Annotated in this window: 20 protein-coding genes; 15 read left to right on the top strand and 5 right to left on the bottom strand. The window is 62.0% G+C overall.

Annotation, left to right across the window (positions count from 1 at the left end):
• Positions 1–12 precede the first annotated feature (12 nt).
• Positions 13–720, top strand: a complete 708-nt coding sequence (locus tag ACM6IM_RS12270; RefSeq protein ID WP_192301960.1) for a response regulator — start codon at positions 13–15, stop codon at positions 718–720.
• Positions 721–826: 106 nt separating this feature from the next.
• Here the strand turns inward: ACM6IM_RS12270 and ACM6IM_RS12265 are convergent, their stop codons facing one another.
• Positions 827–1,867 carry a patatin-like phospholipase family protein gene (locus tag ACM6IM_RS12265; protein ID WP_201189532.1) on the bottom strand — a complete coding sequence of 347 codons (1,041 nt, stop codon included), beginning with the start codon at positions 1,865–1,867 and terminating at the stop codon, positions 827–829.
• 222 nt (positions 1,868–2,089) lie between these two features.
• Between ACM6IM_RS12265 and ACM6IM_RS12260 the strand changes: the two genes are divergently transcribed.
• The 3 genes from ACM6IM_RS12260 to ACM6IM_RS12250 all read left to right on the top strand — a co-directional run bounded on the left by ACM6IM_RS12260 (position 2,090) and on the right by ACM6IM_RS12250 (position 4,121).
• Complete coding sequence (locus tag ACM6IM_RS12260) at positions 2,090–2,368, top strand: hypothetical protein (RefSeq protein WP_027925691.1); 279 nt, start codon at positions 2,090–2,092, stop codon at positions 2,366–2,368.
• A 41-nt stretch (positions 2,369–2,409) separates the two neighbouring features.
• Positions 2,410–3,177, top strand: a complete 768-nt coding sequence (locus ACM6IM_RS12255; RefSeq protein WP_414865254.1) for a CHAD domain-containing protein — start codon at positions 2,410–2,412, stop codon at positions 3,175–3,177.
• Between the two features lie 146 nt (positions 3,178–3,323).
• On the top strand, positions 3,324–4,121 hold the full coding sequence (locus ACM6IM_RS12250; RefSeq protein ID WP_414865253.1) for an acyl-CoA thioesterase: 798 nt from the start codon (positions 3,324–3,326) through the stop codon (positions 4,119–4,121).
• On the opposite strand, the gene ACM6IM_RS12245 is transcribed toward ACM6IM_RS12250, so the two are convergent.
• Positions 4,122–4,487 carry a terminase gene (locus ACM6IM_RS12245; RefSeq protein WP_192301956.1) on the bottom strand — a complete coding sequence of 122 codons (366 nt, stop codon included), beginning with the start codon at positions 4,485–4,487 and terminating at the stop codon, positions 4,122–4,124.
• 186 nt (positions 4,488–4,673) lie between these two features.
• A complete protein-coding gene (locus ACM6IM_RS12240; RefSeq protein WP_192301955.1) occupies positions 4,674–6,155 on the bottom strand; it encodes a methyl-accepting chemotaxis protein in 1,482 nt (493 codons plus the stop codon).
• 176 nt (positions 6,156–6,331) lie between these two features.
• Here ACM6IM_RS12240 and ACM6IM_RS12235 point away from each other — a divergent pair, with 176 nt between their 5' ends.
• The 8 genes from ACM6IM_RS12235 to ACM6IM_RS12200 all read left to right on the top strand — a co-directional run bounded on the left by ACM6IM_RS12235 (position 6,332) and on the right by ACM6IM_RS12200 (position 12,817).
• Entirely contained in the window at positions 6,332–6,862 is a 531-nt protein-coding gene (locus tag ACM6IM_RS12235; protein WP_414865252.1) for a hypothetical protein, read from the top strand.
• A 70-nt stretch (positions 6,863–6,932) separates the two neighbouring features.
• Positions 6,933–7,124 (top strand): PLDc N-terminal domain-containing protein, encoded by a 192-nt coding sequence (locus ACM6IM_RS12230; protein WP_028622263.1) that lies wholly within the window; start codon positions 6,933–6,935, stop codon positions 7,122–7,124.
• A 273-nt stretch (positions 7,125–7,397) separates the two neighbouring features.
• On the top strand, positions 7,398–8,273 hold the full coding sequence (gene speE / locus ACM6IM_RS12225; protein ID WP_192301953.1) for a polyamine aminopropyltransferase: 876 nt from the start codon (positions 7,398–7,400) through the stop codon (positions 8,271–8,273).
• A 187-nt stretch (positions 8,274–8,460) separates the two neighbouring features.
• Positions 8,461–8,694: a hypothetical protein gene (locus ACM6IM_RS12220; protein ID WP_192301952.1), complete on the top strand. Its 234-nt coding sequence runs from the start codon at positions 8,461–8,463 to the stop codon at positions 8,692–8,694.
• Positions 8,695–8,898: 204 nt separating this feature from the next.
• The gene (locus ACM6IM_RS12215; protein ID WP_192301951.1) at positions 8,899–9,243 is read left to right on the top strand and encodes a ribonuclease E inhibitor RraB; all 345 of its coding nucleotides are present in this window, start codon (positions 8,899–8,901) and stop codon (positions 9,241–9,243) included.
• 395 nt (positions 9,244–9,638) lie between these two features.
• Positions 9,639–11,048 (top strand): circularly permuted type 2 ATP-grasp protein, encoded by a 1,410-nt coding sequence (locus tag ACM6IM_RS12210; protein WP_192301950.1) that lies wholly within the window; start codon positions 9,639–9,641, stop codon positions 11,046–11,048.
• A 12-nt stretch (positions 11,049–11,060) separates the two neighbouring features.
• The gene (locus ACM6IM_RS12205) at positions 11,061–12,011 is read left to right on the top strand and encodes an alpha-E domain-containing protein (protein WP_192301949.1); all 951 of its coding nucleotides are present in this window, start codon (positions 11,061–11,063) and stop codon (positions 12,009–12,011) included.
• Complete coding sequence (locus ACM6IM_RS12200) at positions 12,008–12,817, top strand: transglutaminase family protein (RefSeq protein WP_192301948.1); 810 nt, start codon at positions 12,008–12,010, stop codon at positions 12,815–12,817. Before ACM6IM_RS12205 ends, ACM6IM_RS12200 begins: the two co-directional genes overlap by 4 nt.
• Before the next feature lie 61 nt (positions 12,818–12,878).
• On the opposite strand, the gene ACM6IM_RS12195 is transcribed toward ACM6IM_RS12200, so the two are convergent.
• Both ACM6IM_RS12195 and ACM6IM_RS12190 read right to left on the bottom strand, forming a co-directional pair.
• Positions 12,879–13,700, bottom strand: coding sequence for a c-type cytochrome (locus ACM6IM_RS12195; protein WP_414865251.1), 822 nt, complete (start codon positions 13,698–13,700; stop codon positions 12,879–12,881).
• Between the two features lie 107 nt (positions 13,701–13,807).
• The gene (locus ACM6IM_RS12190; RefSeq protein WP_192302887.1) at positions 13,808–14,020 is read right to left on the bottom strand and encodes a hypothetical protein; all 213 of its coding nucleotides are present in this window, start codon (positions 14,018–14,020) and stop codon (positions 13,808–13,810) included.
• Positions 14,021–14,290: 270 nt separating this feature from the next.
• Here ACM6IM_RS12190 and ACM6IM_RS12185 point away from each other — a divergent pair, with 270 nt between their 5' ends.
• From ACM6IM_RS12185 to ACM6IM_RS12175, 3 genes are all read left to right on the top strand, one after another.
• On the top strand, positions 14,291–15,496 hold the full coding sequence (locus tag ACM6IM_RS12185) for an acetyl-CoA C-acetyltransferase (protein WP_414865250.1): 1,206 nt from the start codon (positions 14,291–14,293) through the stop codon (positions 15,494–15,496).
• Between the two features lie 21 nt (positions 15,497–15,517).
• A complete protein-coding gene (locus ACM6IM_RS12180) occupies positions 15,518–17,662 on the top strand; it encodes a 3-hydroxyacyl-CoA dehydrogenase NAD-binding domain-containing protein (protein WP_414865249.1) in 2,145 nt (714 codons plus the stop codon).
• A gap of 94 nt (positions 17,663–17,756) precedes the next feature.
• Entirely contained in the window at positions 17,757–18,479 is a 723-nt protein-coding gene (locus tag ACM6IM_RS12175) for an amidotransferase (RefSeq protein ID WP_192301944.1), read from the top strand.
• The last annotated feature ends 2 nt before the right edge of the window (positions 18,480–18,481 follow it).

Here is an 18,481-nt window from a genome sequence, read left to right as displayed (position 1 = left end):
CGACCGCAGACCATGAGCCAGACCACGACCATCCTGGTCATCGACGACGAACCGCAGATCCGCAAATTCCTGCGCATCAGCCTGACTTCCCAAGGCTACAAAGTGCTGGAGGCCGGTACGGGGACTGAAGGCCTGGCGCAAGCTGCGCTGAGCAAGCCTGATTTGCTGGTGCTCGACCTCGGTCTGCCGGACATGGACGGCCAGCAGGTGCTGCGCGAGTTTCGTGAATGGTCGACCGTGCCGGTGCTGGTGCTGTCGGTACGCGCCAGCGAGGGGCAGAAAGTCGAAGCGCTCGACGGCGGCGCGAATGACTACGTGACCAAGCCGTTCGGTATCCAGGAGTTTCTCGCCCGGGTGCGGGCGTTGTTGCGTCAGGCACCGACAGGCGAGACCCAGCAGGCGGCGCTGAGCTTCGGCCCGCTGACCGTGGACCTGGCCTATCGCCGGGTGCTGCTCGACGGCGTGGAAGTGGCGCTGACCCGCAAGGAATACGCGGTGCTGGCGCAACTGGCACGGCACCCGGGACGGGTGATCACCCAGCAACAGTTGCTCAAGGACATCTGGGGGCCGACCCACACCGAAGACAGCCATTACCTGCGGATCGTGGTCGGGCATTTGCGGCAGAAGCTGGTCGACGATCCGACCCGTCCACGGTTCATCGTGACCGAGGCGGGGGTGGGGTATCGGTTGTTGAGTGACGCAGGCGCGAGTCGCGAGTGACGGGTAACGGCTCCATCGCGAGCAGGCTCGCTCCCACAGGGTTGCCCGCGAGGAGCCTATGTGGGAGCGAGCCTGCTCGCGATGGGGCTGGATTACTCACACAGGATCAGGACTCGCGCTCACTCTCATACCGATCCAGCGTATCGCGCGCAATCTCGCGCCCCAGCGCGATCAACTCCGGCGCCTTGTAGAACTCGAAAAAACGGCACACCCGCTTCGGCACGTTGATCAGGATATCCGGCGGATAACCGGCGATCTTGTACTGCGCCAACGACGTCTGCATCACCTCGAAACTCTGGTTGATCAAGTCCAGCAGGGACGCCGGCCCGACGTTGTCGATGATGAACGATCCCGTGGCCGACTTCGGTGCGCCGTCGCGTTCGGGGGCGGCGGATGGCTGCTGGGCTTCGGGTTCGGCGGATTCGATCCACGGGTTGATCTCGGCGGCCTCCGCGATCAGGGCTTCCTTTTCCAGCTGCAGCAATTTTTCCGCCTGTTTGCGGCGGAAGGGCAGCTTGGAACCCATCGAGCTGATCAGGCTGTCGAAGCGCGACCTGAACGCCGCCGGGCGCTGGATCACCGGCAGTCGATAGTGACGCTGGTTGGTGGAGTTGAGGTTGACCGCGATGATCAGGTCGCAATGGCTCGACACCACCGGCACGATCGGCAAGGGGTTGAGAATGCCGCCATCCACCAGCATGCGGTTGCCCTGCATGACCGGGGTGAACAGGCTCGGAATCGCGGCGGAGGCGCGCATCGCCTGGTGCAGGCAACCTTCCTGGAACCAGATTTCCTGCTGGTTGGTCAGGTCGGTGGCCACCGCCGTGTAGGGAATGCGCAGGTCTTCGATATTGATATCGCCGACGATCTTGCGGATCTGGCCGAACACTTTCTCCCCGCGTATCGCGCCGAGGCGAAAACTGACGTCCACCAGGCGCAACACATCCAGGTAGTCCAGGCTCTCGATCCAGTTGCGGTAATCGTCCAGTTTGCCGGCGCAGTAAATCCCGCCGACCACCGCCCCCATCGAGCAACCGGCGACACAGGCGATGTCGTAGCCGCGTCGCTCGATCTCCTCGATGACTCCGATGTGGGCGTAGCCTCGCGCTCCCCCCGAGCCCAGTACCAGTGCGACGCGCTTTTTCATGAATCGACCTCGTCTGACAAGGTTCAACAATGCACCCATCGAGGGACCCGCTTCAATCGCTGAAGTCGTTCCACGGGCTGAACGCGTCGTTTTTTCGACAGGTCAGGGTGGCAGATGGGTATTCTTGCCAACGCTAGAGTTTCCACGACGGGGCCAAGGCACTTTTCACGCGCCGCACCGTCTTACCTGCACGACTGTTTACCTAATGTTGAGGTGTGAGTGATGAAAGCCTGGATCTGTGTGCCTTTGATTGCCCTGGCCCTTGCCGGTTGCGCCGGTAAAACGGCCTATCGTGAAAGTTGCGGCAGCCAGATCGATGCGGCCTGGCATGAACTGGACCTGGCCAAGGCCGAAGGTTTCGCCGGTACGGTCAGCTACTCCAAGGCGCTGTCGCTGCTGACCGGCGCCAAGACGCAACAGCAGTTCGAAGCTTATGAGGGCTGCACCAGCAAGGCGGAAAAGGCCCGTTTCTACATTCGTGAGTCCCGCGCTGGCCGTTGAGGCATGATGTAGGCATCCGCATTCGATTCGGGGAAAAAACGATGTCCGCTTTGGTTGATCGGTTGGTGGCCCATGTGCTGGGTCTAGAAGTCCGCTTGTTGGCCTGTCAGGCACGTCTGCAGGCCCGCACCGACCCGGAAGCGTTGCACGACCTGCGGACCACCGTTCGCCGCTTGCGCAGCCTGCTGCGGCCATTGCGCGGCTTGCCCGGGGTCGAACAACTGGAAGCGGCGGCGTCGCGGGTCGGTGACCTGACCACACCGCTGCGCGATCGCGAAGTGCTGGCAGCGTATCTGCTCCAGCACAACCAGCCCGAAGCCGCGCAGCGGCGCATGGCGCAGATGGAGGTGGCCTACCCGGCCGTGGCGGCCAGTGCCGAGCTGGCGCAATTGCTGATGGTGCTCGACGCCTTTCCACGTTTCTTGCGGGCGGCTCAGTACCATGGCTTGCTCAAGGGCTTGCGCAAACGCATCGAGAAGCGGCTGGCCAAACAGTGGAAGAAACTCGATCAGGCATTGCACGATCCCGCCCATGATCGGCACCGCCTGCGGCTGCTGATCAAGCGTGTGCGCTATGGTATCGAGGCCTATCCCGAACTCGATCGCCTGCCGGAGCCGGCGCTGCCCAGGCTGAAATCAGCCCAGGCAGCCCTGGGGGATTGGCACGATGCCTGGCAATGGCTGGCCCGGGCCGAGGAAGAAGCCGATCTGCAACCTTGCGTGGCCGTGTGGAAAACCACCATGGTCAAGGCCGAGTCCCGCGCCGACCGGGTGCTCGACAAACTCAGTGGCGCCTGTTTCAAATCCTGACCCCATGCGGGAGCGAGCAGGCTCGCTCCCGCATGGGGTTTGGAATCACGGCCTATCTGTCCGCGTCTTTGGCCGGAATAAGCGCTGTACCGATCTTCGGTGCTGGTTAATATCCCTCGATCCTTTTCCTGCACCTCGAGGTTTTCATGCGCTTTTCCGATCTGCTCGACGCTATCCGCAACCAGCCGCTGGAGCTGTCCATTCCGGCCGAATGGGCGCAGGGCCGGGCCAGTTTCGGCGGCCTGGTGGCGGCCTTGCAATTCGAAGCCATGCGCGCCAGCGTGCCGGCGGATCGCCCCGTGCGTTCGCTGGCGATTACCTTCGTCGGGCCGGTTGAGCCCGACGTGCCGGTCAGTTTCGAAGTCGACGTGCTGCGTGAAGGCAAGGCGGTCAGCCAGGTGCTGGGGCGGGCCGTGCAAAAGGGCCAGGTGGTCACGTTGGTGCAGGGAAGCTTCGGGGCCTCGCGGCCGTCCGAAGTGGCGGTGGCGGCCAAGCCTGCGCCCGAAATGAAACACTGGGACGACTGTCAGGAACTGCCCTACATCAAAGGCGTGACGCCGGAGTTCATGCGCCACCTGGCGATGCGCTGGAGCGTTGGCGGCTTGCCGTTCACCGGCAACAAGTCCCGTGAGATGGGAGGGTGGGTGCGCTTGCGCGGGGATGTGAAGGAAGAGGCGGTGAGTGAGTCGCATCTTCTGGCGCTGGTGGATGCCTGGCCGCCTTCGTTGTTGCCGCACCTGAACAGGCCGGCGATGGGCAGCACGCTGACCTGGACCATCGAATTCGTCCAGCCGTTGCTCGCACTGAGCACGCTGGACTGGTGCAAATACCTGGTTGAAATCGAGCATGCCGCTGACGGCTACGGTCACGCGGCGGCGAACCTGTGGAGTGCGGACGGTCGCTTGATCGCCATGAGCCGGCAGACCGTGACGATTTTCGCCTGATCAGTGGCGACGGTGGCGCTCACGCCAGGCGCGCCACCAGCCACCGCTGAGGAAAAAGCGCGGGAAAGTCAGAAACTGCTCGACCAGTAACCGCGACACTGCATCCTTGCGATCACTGAACGGCTCGGAGGCCTGCGCCTCCAGGCTGTGACCGTGACGTTGCAGGCCCAATGCCGCCAGCAGGCCAATGACGCCAATCGCGAAGTTCGCGAAGCTCAGGCTGAACACCCCGGATACCATCAACAGGAATGCGACGATGAACAGTGGCACGGCAATCAGGTGCAGCACCAGATTGGTCGGGTGCTGGTGGTTGCCGGGGTAGGCGCGCCATTGCCAGGTGGGAAGGTTGGGGTGACGTTTGCCCATGATGACGATCCTCAATCCATGTTGAACACTGGGTTTAAGGATAGGCCCGGTCGGGGCGGGCGGCGAATCGTGGTTGGCTATGGGAGCGATAGGCATTCATGGGCAATCTTGATGGTGCTCAATCTGATGCCTTGGCGAGCCGCTCCCCCATCCAATTTGGAAGCGGGCTTGCTCGCCAATGAGCCATCAGAGCTTCAACTGCCCGATCGCCCTGCTCAGTTCCCCGGCCAACGCCGCCAGCTCGTTACTGGTGGTCGCCGAATTCACGGTCTGCTGCACCGTGTTCTCGGTCACGTCGCGAATGCCCACCACCGCGCGGTTCATCTCTTCAGCAACCTGGCTCTGCTGCTGTGCGGCCACCGCGATCTGCGTGTTGCTTTCACGCATCTGCGCCACGGCGCCGGTGATTTCCGCGAGCGCGGCACCGGCTTCCTGCGCCTGTTGCACGCAATCGTCGGCCTTGAAGGAGCTTTCCTGCATGAAATCCACCGCATCCCGGGTCCCGGCCTGCAGCGCCGACACCATCAAGGTGATTTCGTCGGTGGAGATCTGCACGCGCTTGGCCAGGTTGCGCACTTCATCGGCGACCACCGCAAAGCCGCGGCCCATTTCCCCGGCCCGCGCCGCCTCGATGGCCGCGTTCAGCGCCAGCAGGTTGGTTTGCTCGGCGATGCTGTGAATCACGTTGACCACGCCGTTGATCTTCTGGCTGTCTTCGGCCAGGCGCTGGATCATCTCGGCCGTCTGCTGCACGCCGGTGGATAGCCCGGCGATGGACTTCTGCACACGCATGACCACTTCCTGGCCGCTGCCGGCCAGGGTATCGGCCGATTGCGAGAGGTCGCGTGTGGCGCCGGCGTGCTGGGCAATGTGGTGGACCGTGGCGGTCATCTCGTTGATCGCCGTGGCAGCCTGGTCGGTTTCACTTTGCTGGCCGAGCATGCCGTGTTGCACCTCGTTCATGCTCGATGCCAGGCGTGCGGCGCCGACGTCGAGTTGCCGGGCGGTGTTGGCGACGGTGTTGACCACGCGTTGATAACCGGCCTGCATGGCGTTGAATGCGCCTGCCATCTGCCCGACTTCGTCCGAGCAGGACAGCGGCACGCGCGCCGCCAGGTCGCCGGTTTTCTCAACGTGCAGCATCACGTCCTTCAACGTATTGAGTTGGCTCAGCAGGAAGCGGATCAACAATTGCGAGGCCCCGAGCATCGCCAGCATCAGGATGAACACCGCCGCCGCGTAGTTGACGAAACGCTCGCTGAACACCTGGGCCAGGCTCGGCCCATGAGCGATCACCGCGACGCGCTGACCGTCGGTGCGGGTGAGCACTTCAGCGCCCAGTAACGGGTTGTCGCCGAACAGTGGCATCGAATGGAATTCGACCCAGCCATTGGCCTCCGCCAGTTCCTGCAGGGGCTGGTCGTTCAACACCGGGGCCTGCCCGCGATTGAAAGTCAGCAAGTTGTCATTCTTGGGCAGTGGCTGCCCGGCGGGCCAGGCGCCGAGCAAGCGCGCCTGCGCCTGTGCGGACGTTTGCGCCGCATGGCTGCGCGACTGCTGTTCGAGCTGCACGGCGTACAGCACCAACAACAGGGTGGTGACAAAGGCGACGGCGTTGACCGCCCAGAATTTGTATTTCAGCGAGATATTGCTAATCCAGGCACCCATGGAGGTTTTCTCTGATAGCGGAAACAGCATTGGCAAGGTGCCAGCATTTTGCCCTATACCGTGCCGTGGATCTTGATATGGGTCAACCTTCCCATCGACGCACCCGCACAGCCTTTGCAGGCGTTATGCGTTATCCTTTGCGGCTTCAAAATTCCCTTGCTACAGGACTCCGCCCCATGAAAGCCGCACTCGTCGAACTCATCAGCAAAATCAGCTCCGGGTGCATGGGCGAAGACGAAATCCTCAAGGTGGCTGATGAAGCTGCCCAGGCCTACGCCGACCCGCAGGCTTTTCTGACAGCCAATCCCGACATCAACTACGACGACACTTTCCCGATTCCTTTGGGCGAGTGGGTGGTGGTCGGCAGCCTGCCGGAAACCGTGCTGTTCCAGGCCGACACCTATATGGACCTGTTCGCGCAGATCGTCGCCTCGTTCGGCCCGGACGTGACGTTCAATATCAAGCCCCGGCAACTGGCGAAGACCGAGGCGCTCACCGCGCTCAATCGCATCCAGGTGCAGATGGACAGCCTGAACAAGGAAAACGGCGGCTACACGCTGATGAACTTCAGCCAGCTGCTCGACGACGAACTGCAAGTGGTGCTGGTCTATGGCAACGATGTCCCACGGGTGCTCGAGCTGTGCGCCGAGGTCGGTATTGCCGCCGCGCCTGCCCTGGAAGCCTTGAAAGTCGCGATCCACGTTTAATCGAATAAAACGGAACCCTGGCAAGGGCCGACTATCCTAAGAGGGCATATCACTCTTAGGGAGCGACACCATGGGTTCCACGTTCAATGGCCTGATCGGCCTGATCATTCTTGCCCTGGACATCTGGGCAATCATCAACGTGCTGAAAAGTGGCGCCAGTACCGGGATGAAAATCGTCTGGGTGCTGTTGATCCTGCTCCTGCCGGTCCTGGGCCTGATCATCTGGGCCATCGCCGGGCCACGTGGGAATGTGCGGATCTGATTCGCTCACGCTAGCCCCGTGTAAACACTGAACCTGTGGGAGCGGGCTTGCTCGCGAATACGGCATGACAGTCGCTACGGAAGTTCGCTGATCTACCGCATTCGCGAGCAAGCCCGCTCCCACATTGTTCTGCGTAAAACTGATTGAGGAAGGTTCGACCTGTCATCTTCCGCAACGTAGAATGCGCGCCTTTCCCGGCCAATCGAGCGGATCGATTGGCCATCATGGGCGGGTAACCGTCCGTTGCCACCCGCATTCATCGGAGCACTTCCCATGAGCACCACCCCGACCGGCGAGTACCTGGAAACCCTTTACGAAGGCTACGGCCAGCGTTTTCGCATGGAAAAACTGCTGCACGAAGTGCGCACCGAACACCAGCACCTGGTGATCTTCGAAAACCCGCGCATGGGCCGGGTCATGGCGCTGGATGGCGTGATCCAGACCACCGAAGCCGACGAATTCATTTATCACGAAATGCTCACCCACGTGCCGATCCTGGCGCACGGCCGCGCCAAGCGCGTGCTGATCATCGGCGGCGGCGACGGCGGCATGCTGCGTGAAGTGGCCAAGCATGGCAGCGTCGAGCACATCACCATGGTCGAGATCGACGGCACCGTGGTCGACATGTGCAAGGAATTCCTGCCGAACCACTCCAAAGGCGCCTTCGAGGATCCACGGCTGAACCTGGTGATCGACGACGGCATGCGTTTCGTCGCCACCACCACCGAAAAGTTCGACGTGATCATTTCCGATTCCACCGACCCGATCGGCCCGGGCGAAGTGCTGTTCTCGGAAAACTTCTACCAGGCCTGCCATCGCTGCCTGAACGAAGGCGGCATCCTGGTGACCCAGAACGGCACGCCGTTCATGCAGATCGAGGAAGTCAAAACCACCGCCGGCCGCCTGCGCAGCCTGTTCCCTGACTGGCACTTCTACCAGGCGGCGGTACCGACCTACATCGGCGGTTCCATGACCTTCGCCTGGGGGGCGACCAACACCGCCTACCGCAAATTGTCCCGCGAAACCCTGCAACAGCGCTTCGCCGGCAGCGGCATCGTCACCCGCTACTACAACCCGGAAATCCACCTCGGCGCCTTTGCGCTGCCGCAATACGTCCTGCAGGCGGTGAACAAGCCGAGCAACGACTAAGGCTTTACGGGCAATTCCCTGTGGGAGCGAGCCTGCTCGCGATAGCGACCTTTCTGTCCCATTGATTCTGAATGGACACCGCTATCGCGAGCAGGCTCGCTCCCACCGCTTTTTTTGTGAACGATCATCCAGAGCACCAGTCCAGATGAAGGTGAACCCACATACGGGTTTGTTCGAGGAGGCTTTGATGCAAAAGTGGAAGATCACTTTCGTGGATGATCACGGCGAAACAGTCGATGAAACCTTTGAGTGCAGCGAATGCCCGGATAACGAGCAAGCCGCCAAGCTCATCAAGGCCCGGCTCCTGCCCGTCGCCGCCGAGCTGGATCTGAACGATCTGGAAGGGCGAACGGCGGATGCGAGCGTAAAAGATCTCAAGACCCAGAACAGCATACAAATCCTCGGCATCACTCCCGTCTGATACACCTCCAGGCACACCTGTGTCACAACCAGACCTTGGCAGCGCCGCTGACAAAGGGCTAATCTGCAAGCGAGATCAGCGAATGGATCGCTAAGGTCTGGTCTTGTCAGCTACATGCTTGTTTCCCATCGCAGTGCTCGCGTTTTCAGGATGCGGGCGTCGGGAGTACGGAAAGTCTATCCATCGGTTTGAGGAGGACGTTTCATGAGCACAGAAGCCTATCAAGAAGACATCAGCAGCTCGGTGCTGCGCCGCATGAAAGAAGGCGGTTTCGATTTTTCCCGATTCCATCCCATCGAGTTCTACGCCATTTTCCCGGACGAGGAGCGGGCACGCAGGGCGGCGGGGCATTACTGTGGTGAATCCTTGAATGCACAGGTCAGCGCTCGGGACGACGGTGCGTGGTCCCTGGAGCTGAGCAAGGTGATGTACGCCACCTATGACGGCATTGGCGACTTTGAGCAGGATTTCGAGGCTGTGGTCGAGCCGTTGGGCGGCATTATCGAAGGATGGGGCGTCAAGCAGGAGGTACGAGGGCGACTCGCCTGACATCATGAACAGTAGCCAACAACGGCTGACCTTCGGGTTGGCCGTTTTCGTTCGTGCGCGGCGCAAAAGCGTATTGGCAAAATCCTGAAACAAGAATGCCGAACAAAAAAAAGCCGCCTGGGCAGGCGGCTAAAAGGGAAGTTCGGTGAGCATTTCCAGCGAATGAGTGGATTATCCGCATCCACGGCCGGGCAGTGAAATCAACTCTGGCTATGCTGCTGATAGACGACAGCATTGCTTTGCAATGAAGCGGGGATGATCAGGTTGGGGCATTTGGCGCACAGGAATGGTGCGGCGTAGCCGGGGCGGTTTTCCAACCGATTGATATGAAAGCGTTTATGCCGATGGCACGGGCCTTGCGAAGGCCTGTCAGTCCGGGTGACAAGGAGTACGGCATGATCCGCACCTATTACGATGAGATGTACGATGCCGGCGGCCAGGTCCGCCCGCATTACCGGGAGTTTGCCCGTTGGCTGGCTGAAACGCCTGACGAGCTGCTGGCTCAACGGCGACGCGAGGCCGATCTGCTGTTTCATCGCGCCGGAATTACCTTCACGCTCTATGGGGACGAGCAGGGCACCGAGCGCCTGATTCCCTTCGACACCATTCCGCGCAGCATCCCGGCCAGCGAATGGCGGATTGTCGAGCGCGGCTGCATCCAGCGAGTCAAGGCGTTGAACATGTTCCTCGCCGACCTGTACCACGAGCAGCGCATCATCCGGGCCGGCATCATTCCGGCGGAACAGGTGCTGGCCAACGAACAGTACCAGTTGGCGATGCAAGGCCTGGATCTGCACCGGGATATCTACTCCCATATTTCCGGGGTCGATCTGGTGCGCGATGGCGACGGCACCTACTACGTGCTCGAGGACAACCTGCGCACCCCCAGCGGTGTGAGCTACATGCTCGAAGACCGCAAGATGATGATGCGCCTGTTCCCCGAGTTGTTCTCGACCCAGCGCATCGCGCCGATCGACCACTACCCGAACCTGTTGCTCGACACCCTGAAAAGCTCCAGCCCGATCGATAACCCGAGCGTGGTGGTGCTGACGCCGGGCCGCTTCAACAGTGCCTTTTTCGAGCACGCGTTTCTGGCCCGGGAAATGGGGGTTGAGCTGGTGGAGGGCGCGGACCTGTTCGTGCGTGATGACAAGGTGTTCATGCGCACCACGGACGGGCCCAAGGCGGTCGATGTGATCTACCGTCGGCTCGACGACGCGTTCCTCGATCCGCTGGCGTTCAACCCCGACTCCATGCTCGGCGTCCCGGGACTGCTGTCGTCCTACCGTTCCGGCAACGTGGTGCTGGCGAACGCCATCGGCACCGGCGTGGCCGACGACAAGTCGGTGTATCCGTTTGTCACCGACATGATCCGTTTCTACCTCGACGAAGAGCCGATCCTGAAGAACGTCCCGACGTTCCAGTGTCGCAATCCTTCCGAGCTTTCCCATGTCCTGGCCAACCTCCCGGACCTGGTGGTCAAGGAAACCCAGGGCTCCGGCGGTTACGGGATGCTGGTGGGGCCAGCGGCGACGGCGGCGGAAATCGAATCGTTCCGCGCGCGCATCAAGGCCAAGCCCCACGCGTACATCGCGCAACCGACGTTGTCCCTGTCGACCTGCCCGACCTTTGTCGAAAACGGCATTGCCCCGCGCCATATCGACCTGCGTCCGTTTGTATTGTCTGGCCGCGAAACCCGGGTTGTGCCCGGTGGTCTGACCCGTGTCGCCTTGCGTGAAGGTTCCCTGGTGGTGAACTCCTCCCAGGGCGGCGGAACCAAGGACACCTGGGTGGTCGAGGATTGAAGGAAGCCTGCCATGTTAAGTAGAACTGCCTCGGATTTGTATTGGATGTCGCGCTACCTGGAGCGGGCGGAAAACCTCGCCCGGATGCTCGACATCAGTTATTCGCTGTCGCTGATGCCACAGGATGGCCGCGGTGATGGCCTGCATGAACTGGCGATGCCGCTGCTGATCACCGGCACCCTGGACGACTACCTGGAGCGTCACGGCGAGTTGCATGCCGAACGCCTGCTGCATTTTTTTGCGCTGGACGCGGCCAACCCGGCGAGCATCTACAGCTGCCTGGGTGCGGCGCGGGCCAGCGCCCATGCGGTACGTGGGCGAATCACCGCCGACATGTGGGAAAACATCAACGCCACCTGGCTGGAAATTCGCGGCATCGCCGAACAGGGCTTGAGTCGTTATGGCATGAGCCGTTTCTGCGAATGGATCAAGGAACGTTCGCACCTGTTTCGCGGCGCGTCCTACGGCACGATCATGCGCAACGACGCCTTCCGCTTCATTCGCCTGGGCACCTTCATCGAGCGCGCCGACAACACGTTGCGCCTGCTCGACGCCCGCTACGAGATGGCCGGCGACCAGGCCGAAGCGGTCAGCGACGGCACGGCTCACGCGTATTACCAGTGGAGTGCATTGTTGCGGGCGCTGTCGTCGTTCGAGGCCTACACCGAGATCTACCGCGACGCACCCGGCGCCCGGCATGTCGCCGAGTTGCTGTTGCTGCGCGTCGACGTACCGCGCTCCCTGCGCGCCTGCACCGAGGAAATCGACCAGATCCTCGCGCAACTGCCGGGTGCCAACGGTCGTCCCGCGCAACGCCTGGCAGCGGAAATGGACGCCCGCCTGCGCTACACCGGCATCAACGAAATCCTCGACGAAGGCCTGCACGCCTGGCTGACCGAGTTCATCCCGCTGGTGCGCCAGTTGGGTAACGCCATACACAGTTCCTACCTGGAGGCTGCATGAGACTTTCCATTAGTCACGAGACCACCTATCACTACGAAGATCAGGTCCGAGCCAGCATCCAATACCTGCGCCTGACGCCCCACGACAGCGAGCGCCAGCACGTGCTCAGCTGGCAGCTCGACCTGCCGCGCCCGGTGCGTGCGCAACTCGATCCGTTCGGCAACATCCTGCATGTGCTGACCATGGACGAGCCGCACGAAGCGATCATCATCGGCGCCCGGGGCCAGGTCGATATCGACGAGCTGCGCGAAGCCGAGCACGAGAGCCAGTCGGCGCTGCCTTTTCTGCGCTTCACGCGCCTGACCGAAGCCGACGAGGCATTGCGGGCTTTCGCCGAAAAGACCTGCAAGACCCGTCGGGATCGCACGGCACTGATCGACCTGATGCATGGCCTGAACTCACAAATGACCTACACGCCGGGTTCCACCGAGGTGGATACCAGCGCGGCCCAGGCGTTCGCCGGGCGCTCCGGGGTGTGCCAGGACCACACCCATGCCTTCCTGGCCTGTGCCCGCAGCCTGGGTGTGCCGTCGCGCTACGTGTCGGGCTATCTGTACAGCGAGAACTCCGAGCACCTGGCCAGCCACGCCTGGGCGGAAGCCTGGCTGGATGACGCCTGGTACAGCTTTGATGTGACCAACGAACTGGCGCGGCCGGAGCGCCATCTGAAGCTGGCGGTGGGCCTGGATTACCTGGACGCCTGCCCGGTACGCGGAATGCGCCGGGGCGGGGGCTGTGAGCAGATGCACGCCAAGGTGCTGGTGTCGCCGACGCCGACGCCGGTCATTTCCGTCCAGCAGCAATAATCGCCAACATCCCTCGAACCCTGTGAGAGCGGGCAAGCCCGCTTTCACAGGGCAAAGCGATTCAGGGGCTGACCTTGCGCCCCGCCATGTGCTGCAAATACCCCACCAGACTCTCCAGCTCCGCGTCCGGCAACACCGACGGGGCGAACCCCGGCATCTTCGCCTGTGGCCACTGGCGCAAACTCTGTGGATCACGGATGTACCGTTTAAGGAAGTCCGCGCCGAAATACTCGGTCGGATTGAACGGGATATTCAGGTCCGGCCCAAACTGAGCATCGCCCGCGCCATTGAGGCGATGGCACGCCAGACAGTTCTTCTGAAAGAGGGCGAAGCCCTGGTTGACCGGGTCGTCCGCTTTCAGCGCCGGATCGGGCAGCAGCGCCGGGAAACGCTCGGCCACCGGCGCCAGGCGCTTGATGGCGGCCACCTGAAAGGGCCACTGCTCCGGGCTGATGTTGCCGGCCTGCGGATCCGTCCAGACCAGGTAAAACGGTCCTGCACTCGGCTTGCCGGACGACAGTGCCGGCCAGGGGTTGGCGGGCTCCTCGATGGCCAGCCAGGCCCGCGCGCCCTTGGCATTGAGCAACGGCGCGGCCGCCAGTTCGGCGGCAAAGCCATCCAGCGCCACGGCCTGAAGGTGATCGCCCGGCTTGATGCCCGTCAGCAACGCTGCCAGGGGCACGGCGCGATAGCTCATGTCCTTTTTATAGGAAACGTCGTTGTCGATCGTGATGGTCTGGGCCTGAGGATGCTCGAGCAAGTCCTCGGTCTGCCAGGTGCGGCTGTTCGCGCCCAGCTCCAGGTTCAGCTGTGCGGCATACAGGGGCGAGCCAAGCAGCAAGGCCCCGAGCAGAATGAGCATTTTCAAATGATCGCCGTCCATGTCGTGGAAGTGCCGCAAAGGTTGGCACAGCCATGCAGGCCCGGGTAGCGGGCCCGTCACATTTTTAACGAGGCGATGAAAATGGGTGGCGCCGTACTTCTACAGATTCAGCCAATCACCTTGGTCAGGTTCGGCACAATCAACAACAGCGTAGTGGCAAAGAGAATGAGCCCGGCTTGACGTACTTTCGAATGTTTGAACATGGCTTGACCGCCTTTTTTGTTATTTCCTGATGCCTGCCTGCATTTCTCCATGACGGCAGAGCGTTGCACTTCCTGTACGGCGAGCGCTCGGCAAAACCCGACGACAACTTCGCACATGTTCACCTTAGGGCCCGCGTCAGCCGTGGCTTAGATCCCTTTCATATGGAGGCCTCATAAAAAGCTATAAAAATGGCATGAGGCCTATTGCCAGCTTCTTTGCCGGCCTTTTGCTAGACAGCTCGGTGTACTGAAGCGGTTAATCCGATAGCACACTACCGTCCGTCTGAGCGTGTCCGTCAACGCCTGTGAGCATTGCGGTCATTGAATCGGCGGTGACTAGGCATAAGGTGGAGGCTCGGTATTTTCATCGCCAGGTTCGAGGACGTCATGACCCAAGCTCTGATTTTCGATGCGTTACGTACGCCCCGCGGCAAAGGCAAGGCCGATGGCGCGTTGCACAGTGTCAAACCGGTCAACCTGGTGGCAGGGTTGCTCACCGCGTTGCAACAGCGCACCGCGCTGGACACCCGCCAGGTCGACGACGTGGTGCTGGGCTGCGTGACGCCGGTGGGCGATCAGGGTGCCGACATCGCCAAGACCGCGGCCCAGACGGCCGACTGGGACGTCAGCGTAGCGGGGGTGCAGATCAACCGCTTCTGCGCGTCGGGGCTGGAGGCGGTGAACCTCGGGGCGATGAAAGTGCGTTCCGGCTTCGAAGAACTGGTGGTGGTGGGCGGCGTCGAGTCGATGTCCCGGGTGCCGATGGGCAGTGACGGTGGCGCGTGGGCGCTGGACCCGGAAACCAACCTGCACAGTCACTTCACACCGCAAGGGGTGGGCGCCGACCTGATCGCGACCCTGGAAGGCTTCAGTCGCGAGGATGTCGATGCCTACGCGTTGCATTCCCAGCAGAAAGCTGCACGGGCCCGGGCCGAGGGTGCGTTCGGCAAATCGCTGGTGCCGGTACGGGACCAGAACGGCATCCTGCTGCTCGACCATGACGAGTTCATCCGCGCCGACTCCACCCTCGACGGCCTGGGCAAGCTCAAGCCGAGTTTCGAGATGATGGGGCAAATGGGTTTCGACGCCACGGCGCTACGGGTCTACAGCCACGTCGAGCGGATCAACCACGTGCACACGCCGGGCAACAGTTCCGGGATCGTCGACGGTGCGGCGCTGATGTTGATCGGCTCCGAAGCCAAGGGCCGCGAGCTGGGCCTGCAGCCGCGGGCGCGGATCGTCGCCACGGCGGTCACCAGTACCGACCCGACCATCATGCTCACCGGCCCGGCGCCGGCGACGCGCAAGGCGCTGGCCAAGGCCGGGCTGCGAGTCGAAGACATCGATCTGTTCGAGGTCAACGAGGCGTTTGCCTCGGTCGTGCTGAAGTTCATCAAGGACATGGCCATCGACCCGGACAAGGTCAACGTCAACGGCGGTTCCATCGCCATGGGCCATCCGCTGGGCGCCACCGGTTGCGCGATCCTCGGCACCTTGCTCGACGAACTGGAAGCCCGACGCCTGCGCTTTGGCCTGGCGACCCTGTGTGTCGGCGGCGGCATGGGCATTGCCACCATTATCGAACGCCTCTGAGCCTTTCAAGGAAGCCTCTTAATGACTGAAGCCATTCGTTACGAACAAGGCCAGGACCGGATCGTCGTCCTGACCATCGACATGCCGGGCCAGAGCGCCAACACCATGAACGCGGTCTACCGCGAGGCCATGGCTGCCTGCGTCGCTCGCCTGGCGGCCGAGCAAGACCGGATTGCCGGTGTGATCATCACCTCGGCCAAGAAAACCTTCTTCGCCGGCGGCGACCTGAACGAACTGATCAAGGTCGGCAAACCGCAAGCCAAAGCTTTCTACGACATGGTGCTGACGCTCAAGAGCCAGTTGCGCACCCTGGAAACCCTGGGCAAGCCGGTGGTCGCCGCGATCAACGGCGCCGCGCTGGGTGGCGGCTGGGAAATCTGCCTGGCCTGTCATCACCGGGTGGCGCTGGACCATCCTTCTGTACAGCTCGGCTTGCCGGAAGTCACCCTCGGCTTGCTGCCGGGCGGCGGCGGGGTGGTGCGCATGGTGCGTATGCTGGGCCTGGAAAAGGCCTTGCCGTATCTGCTGGAGGGCAAGAAGGTGCGCCCGCAGCAAGCCTTGCAGGCCGGTCTGATCGATGAGCTGGTCACCGACAACGATGAATTGCTGGCCAAGGCCCGGGCCTGGATCCTGGCTCATCCCGTGGCGACGCAGCCGTGGGATGTGAAGGGCTACCAGATCCCGGGCGGTACGCCTTCGAACCCCAAGGTCGCGCAGATGCTGGCCATTGCGCCGTCGATCCTGCGCGCCAAAACCCAGGGCTGCCTGCCCGCGCCGGAGAAGATTCTGTGTGCCGCGGTGGAGGGCGCACAGGTGGATTTCGACACGGCCCATCTGATCGAAACCCGTTACTTCACGGAACTGACTACCGGCCAGATCTCGAAAAACCTGATCGGCACCTTCTGGTTCCAACTCAATGAAATCAACGCTGGCGGCTCGCGTCCCCAAGGGTTCGCACCCTACGTGACGCGTCGTGTCGGTGTACTGGGCGCGGGGATGATGGGGGCCGGCATTGCCTACGTCAGCGCCTCGGCCGGTATCGAGGTGGTACTCAAGGACATCGACACGGCGTCGGCAGAGAAGGGCAAGGCGCATTCGGCGGCGTTGCTGGACAAGAAGGTTGCCCGTGGCCACATGACGCCCGGGCAGCGCGAGTCGATTCTGGCGCGCATCCATCCCACCGCCAGCGATGCCGATCTGGCCGGTTGCGACCTGATCATCGAAGCCGTGTTCGAAGACCGAGAGCTGAAAGCCAGGGTGTCATCCGCCGCACAGCAGATGGTCGGGGCGGACGCCGTGATCGCGTCCAACACCTCGACCTTGCCGATCACCGGCCTGGCCAGGGCGGTGCCGGACCCCGGCAAATTCATTGGTTTGCATTTCTTCAGCCCCGTGGACAAAATGCCCCTGGTGGAAATCATCAAGGGCGCGCACACCCGTGACGAAACCCTGGCTCGCGCTTTCGATTTCGTCCTGCAAATCAAAAAAACACCGATTGTGGTCAACGACAGTCGCGGTTTCTTCACCTCCCGTGTGTTCGGCACGTTCACCAACGAAGGCATCGCCATGCTCGGCGAGGGCGTGAGTGCCCCAATGATCGAGACCGAGGCACGCAAGGCCGGGATGCCTGTCGGACCCCTGGCCATTTCCGATGAAGTGTCCCTGAGCCTGATGAGCCATATCCGCCAGCAAACGGCCAGGGACCTGCAAGCGGAAGGCAGAGCGCTGGTCGAGCACCCGGCGTTCGCCGTGATCGAGCTGATGCTCAACGAGTACAAGCGTGGGGGGAGGGCCGCTGGTGGTGGTTTCTACGAATACCCCGCCGCTGGCCAGAAGCATTTATGGTCGGCATTGAAAACCCGATTCGAGAAAGCCGATGGGCAGATATCGCCGCAGGATGTGCGCGATCGCCTGCTGTTCGTGCAAGCCATCGAGACTGTGCGGTGCGTGGAGGAAGGCGTCCTGACCTCCACGGCAGACGCCAATGTCGGTTCGATCTTCGGTATCGGTTTTGCGGCCTGGACCGGTGGCGCGTTGCAGTTCATCAACCAGTATGGCGTGAAGGACTTCGTCGCCCGCGCGCAATACCTGGCCGAGCAGTACGGCGAACGGTTCGCGCCGCCGGCCCTGCTGCTGGAAAAAGCCGCCAGGGAGGAGGCGTTCTAAGGGACCGATGACGCACGCCGGGCTTGCCTTGTCACCGTGTTTCGAGGCAGGCTCTGGGGTGTGCATTATTCCCATCACGTGTCAGGTATTTTTTATGTCGTTACGCATCTGCATTCTTGAAACCGACATCCTGCGTCCGGAACTGGTCGATCAATATCAGGGTTACGGGCAGATGTTCCAGCGCCTGTTTTCGCAACAGCCCATCGCCGCCGAGTTCACCGTGTACAACGTGATGCAGGGCGATTATCCGCGTGATGACGAAACCTTCGACGCCTACCTCGTCACCGGCAGCAAGGCCGACTCCTTCGGCACCGATCCTTGGATTCAAACCCTCAAGGCCTACCTGCTGACTCGCTACGAGCGCGGCGACAAATTGCTCGGCGTGTGCTTCGGCCATCAGTTGCTGGCGTTGCTGCTGGGTGGCAAGAGCGAGCGCGCCACCCAGGGTTGGGGCGTTGGCACGCACAACTACAAACTGGCGGCCAAGGCGCCCTGGATGAGCCCGGTGCGTGAAGAGCTGACCTTGCTGATCAGCCACCAGGACCAGGTGACCACGCTGCCGGAAAACGCCACGGTGATCGCGTCCAGCGATTTCTGTCCGTTCGCCGCTTACCACATCAATGACCAGGTGCTGTGCTTCCAGGGCCATCCGGAATTCATTCACGATTATTCGCGGGCCTTGTTGGATATTCGTCAGGAAGCGCTGGGCGAACAGGTCTACTCGAAAGGCATCAACAGCCTGGAGCAGGAACATCACGGCACGACCGTTGCGGAGTGGATGATGCGGTTTGTCGCGCACAAACCCGAAACGGTCTAAAC

It is taken from the genome of Pseudomonas sp. IT-P12, assembly GCF_949767465.1.
In the GTDB taxonomy this organism is placed as follows: domain Bacteria; phylum Pseudomonadota; class Gammaproteobacteria; order Pseudomonadales; family Pseudomonadaceae; genus Aquipseudomonas.
The sequence above is the reverse complement of the archived record's forward strand: the minus strand, read 5'-3'. Positions and strand labels throughout refer to the sequence as shown.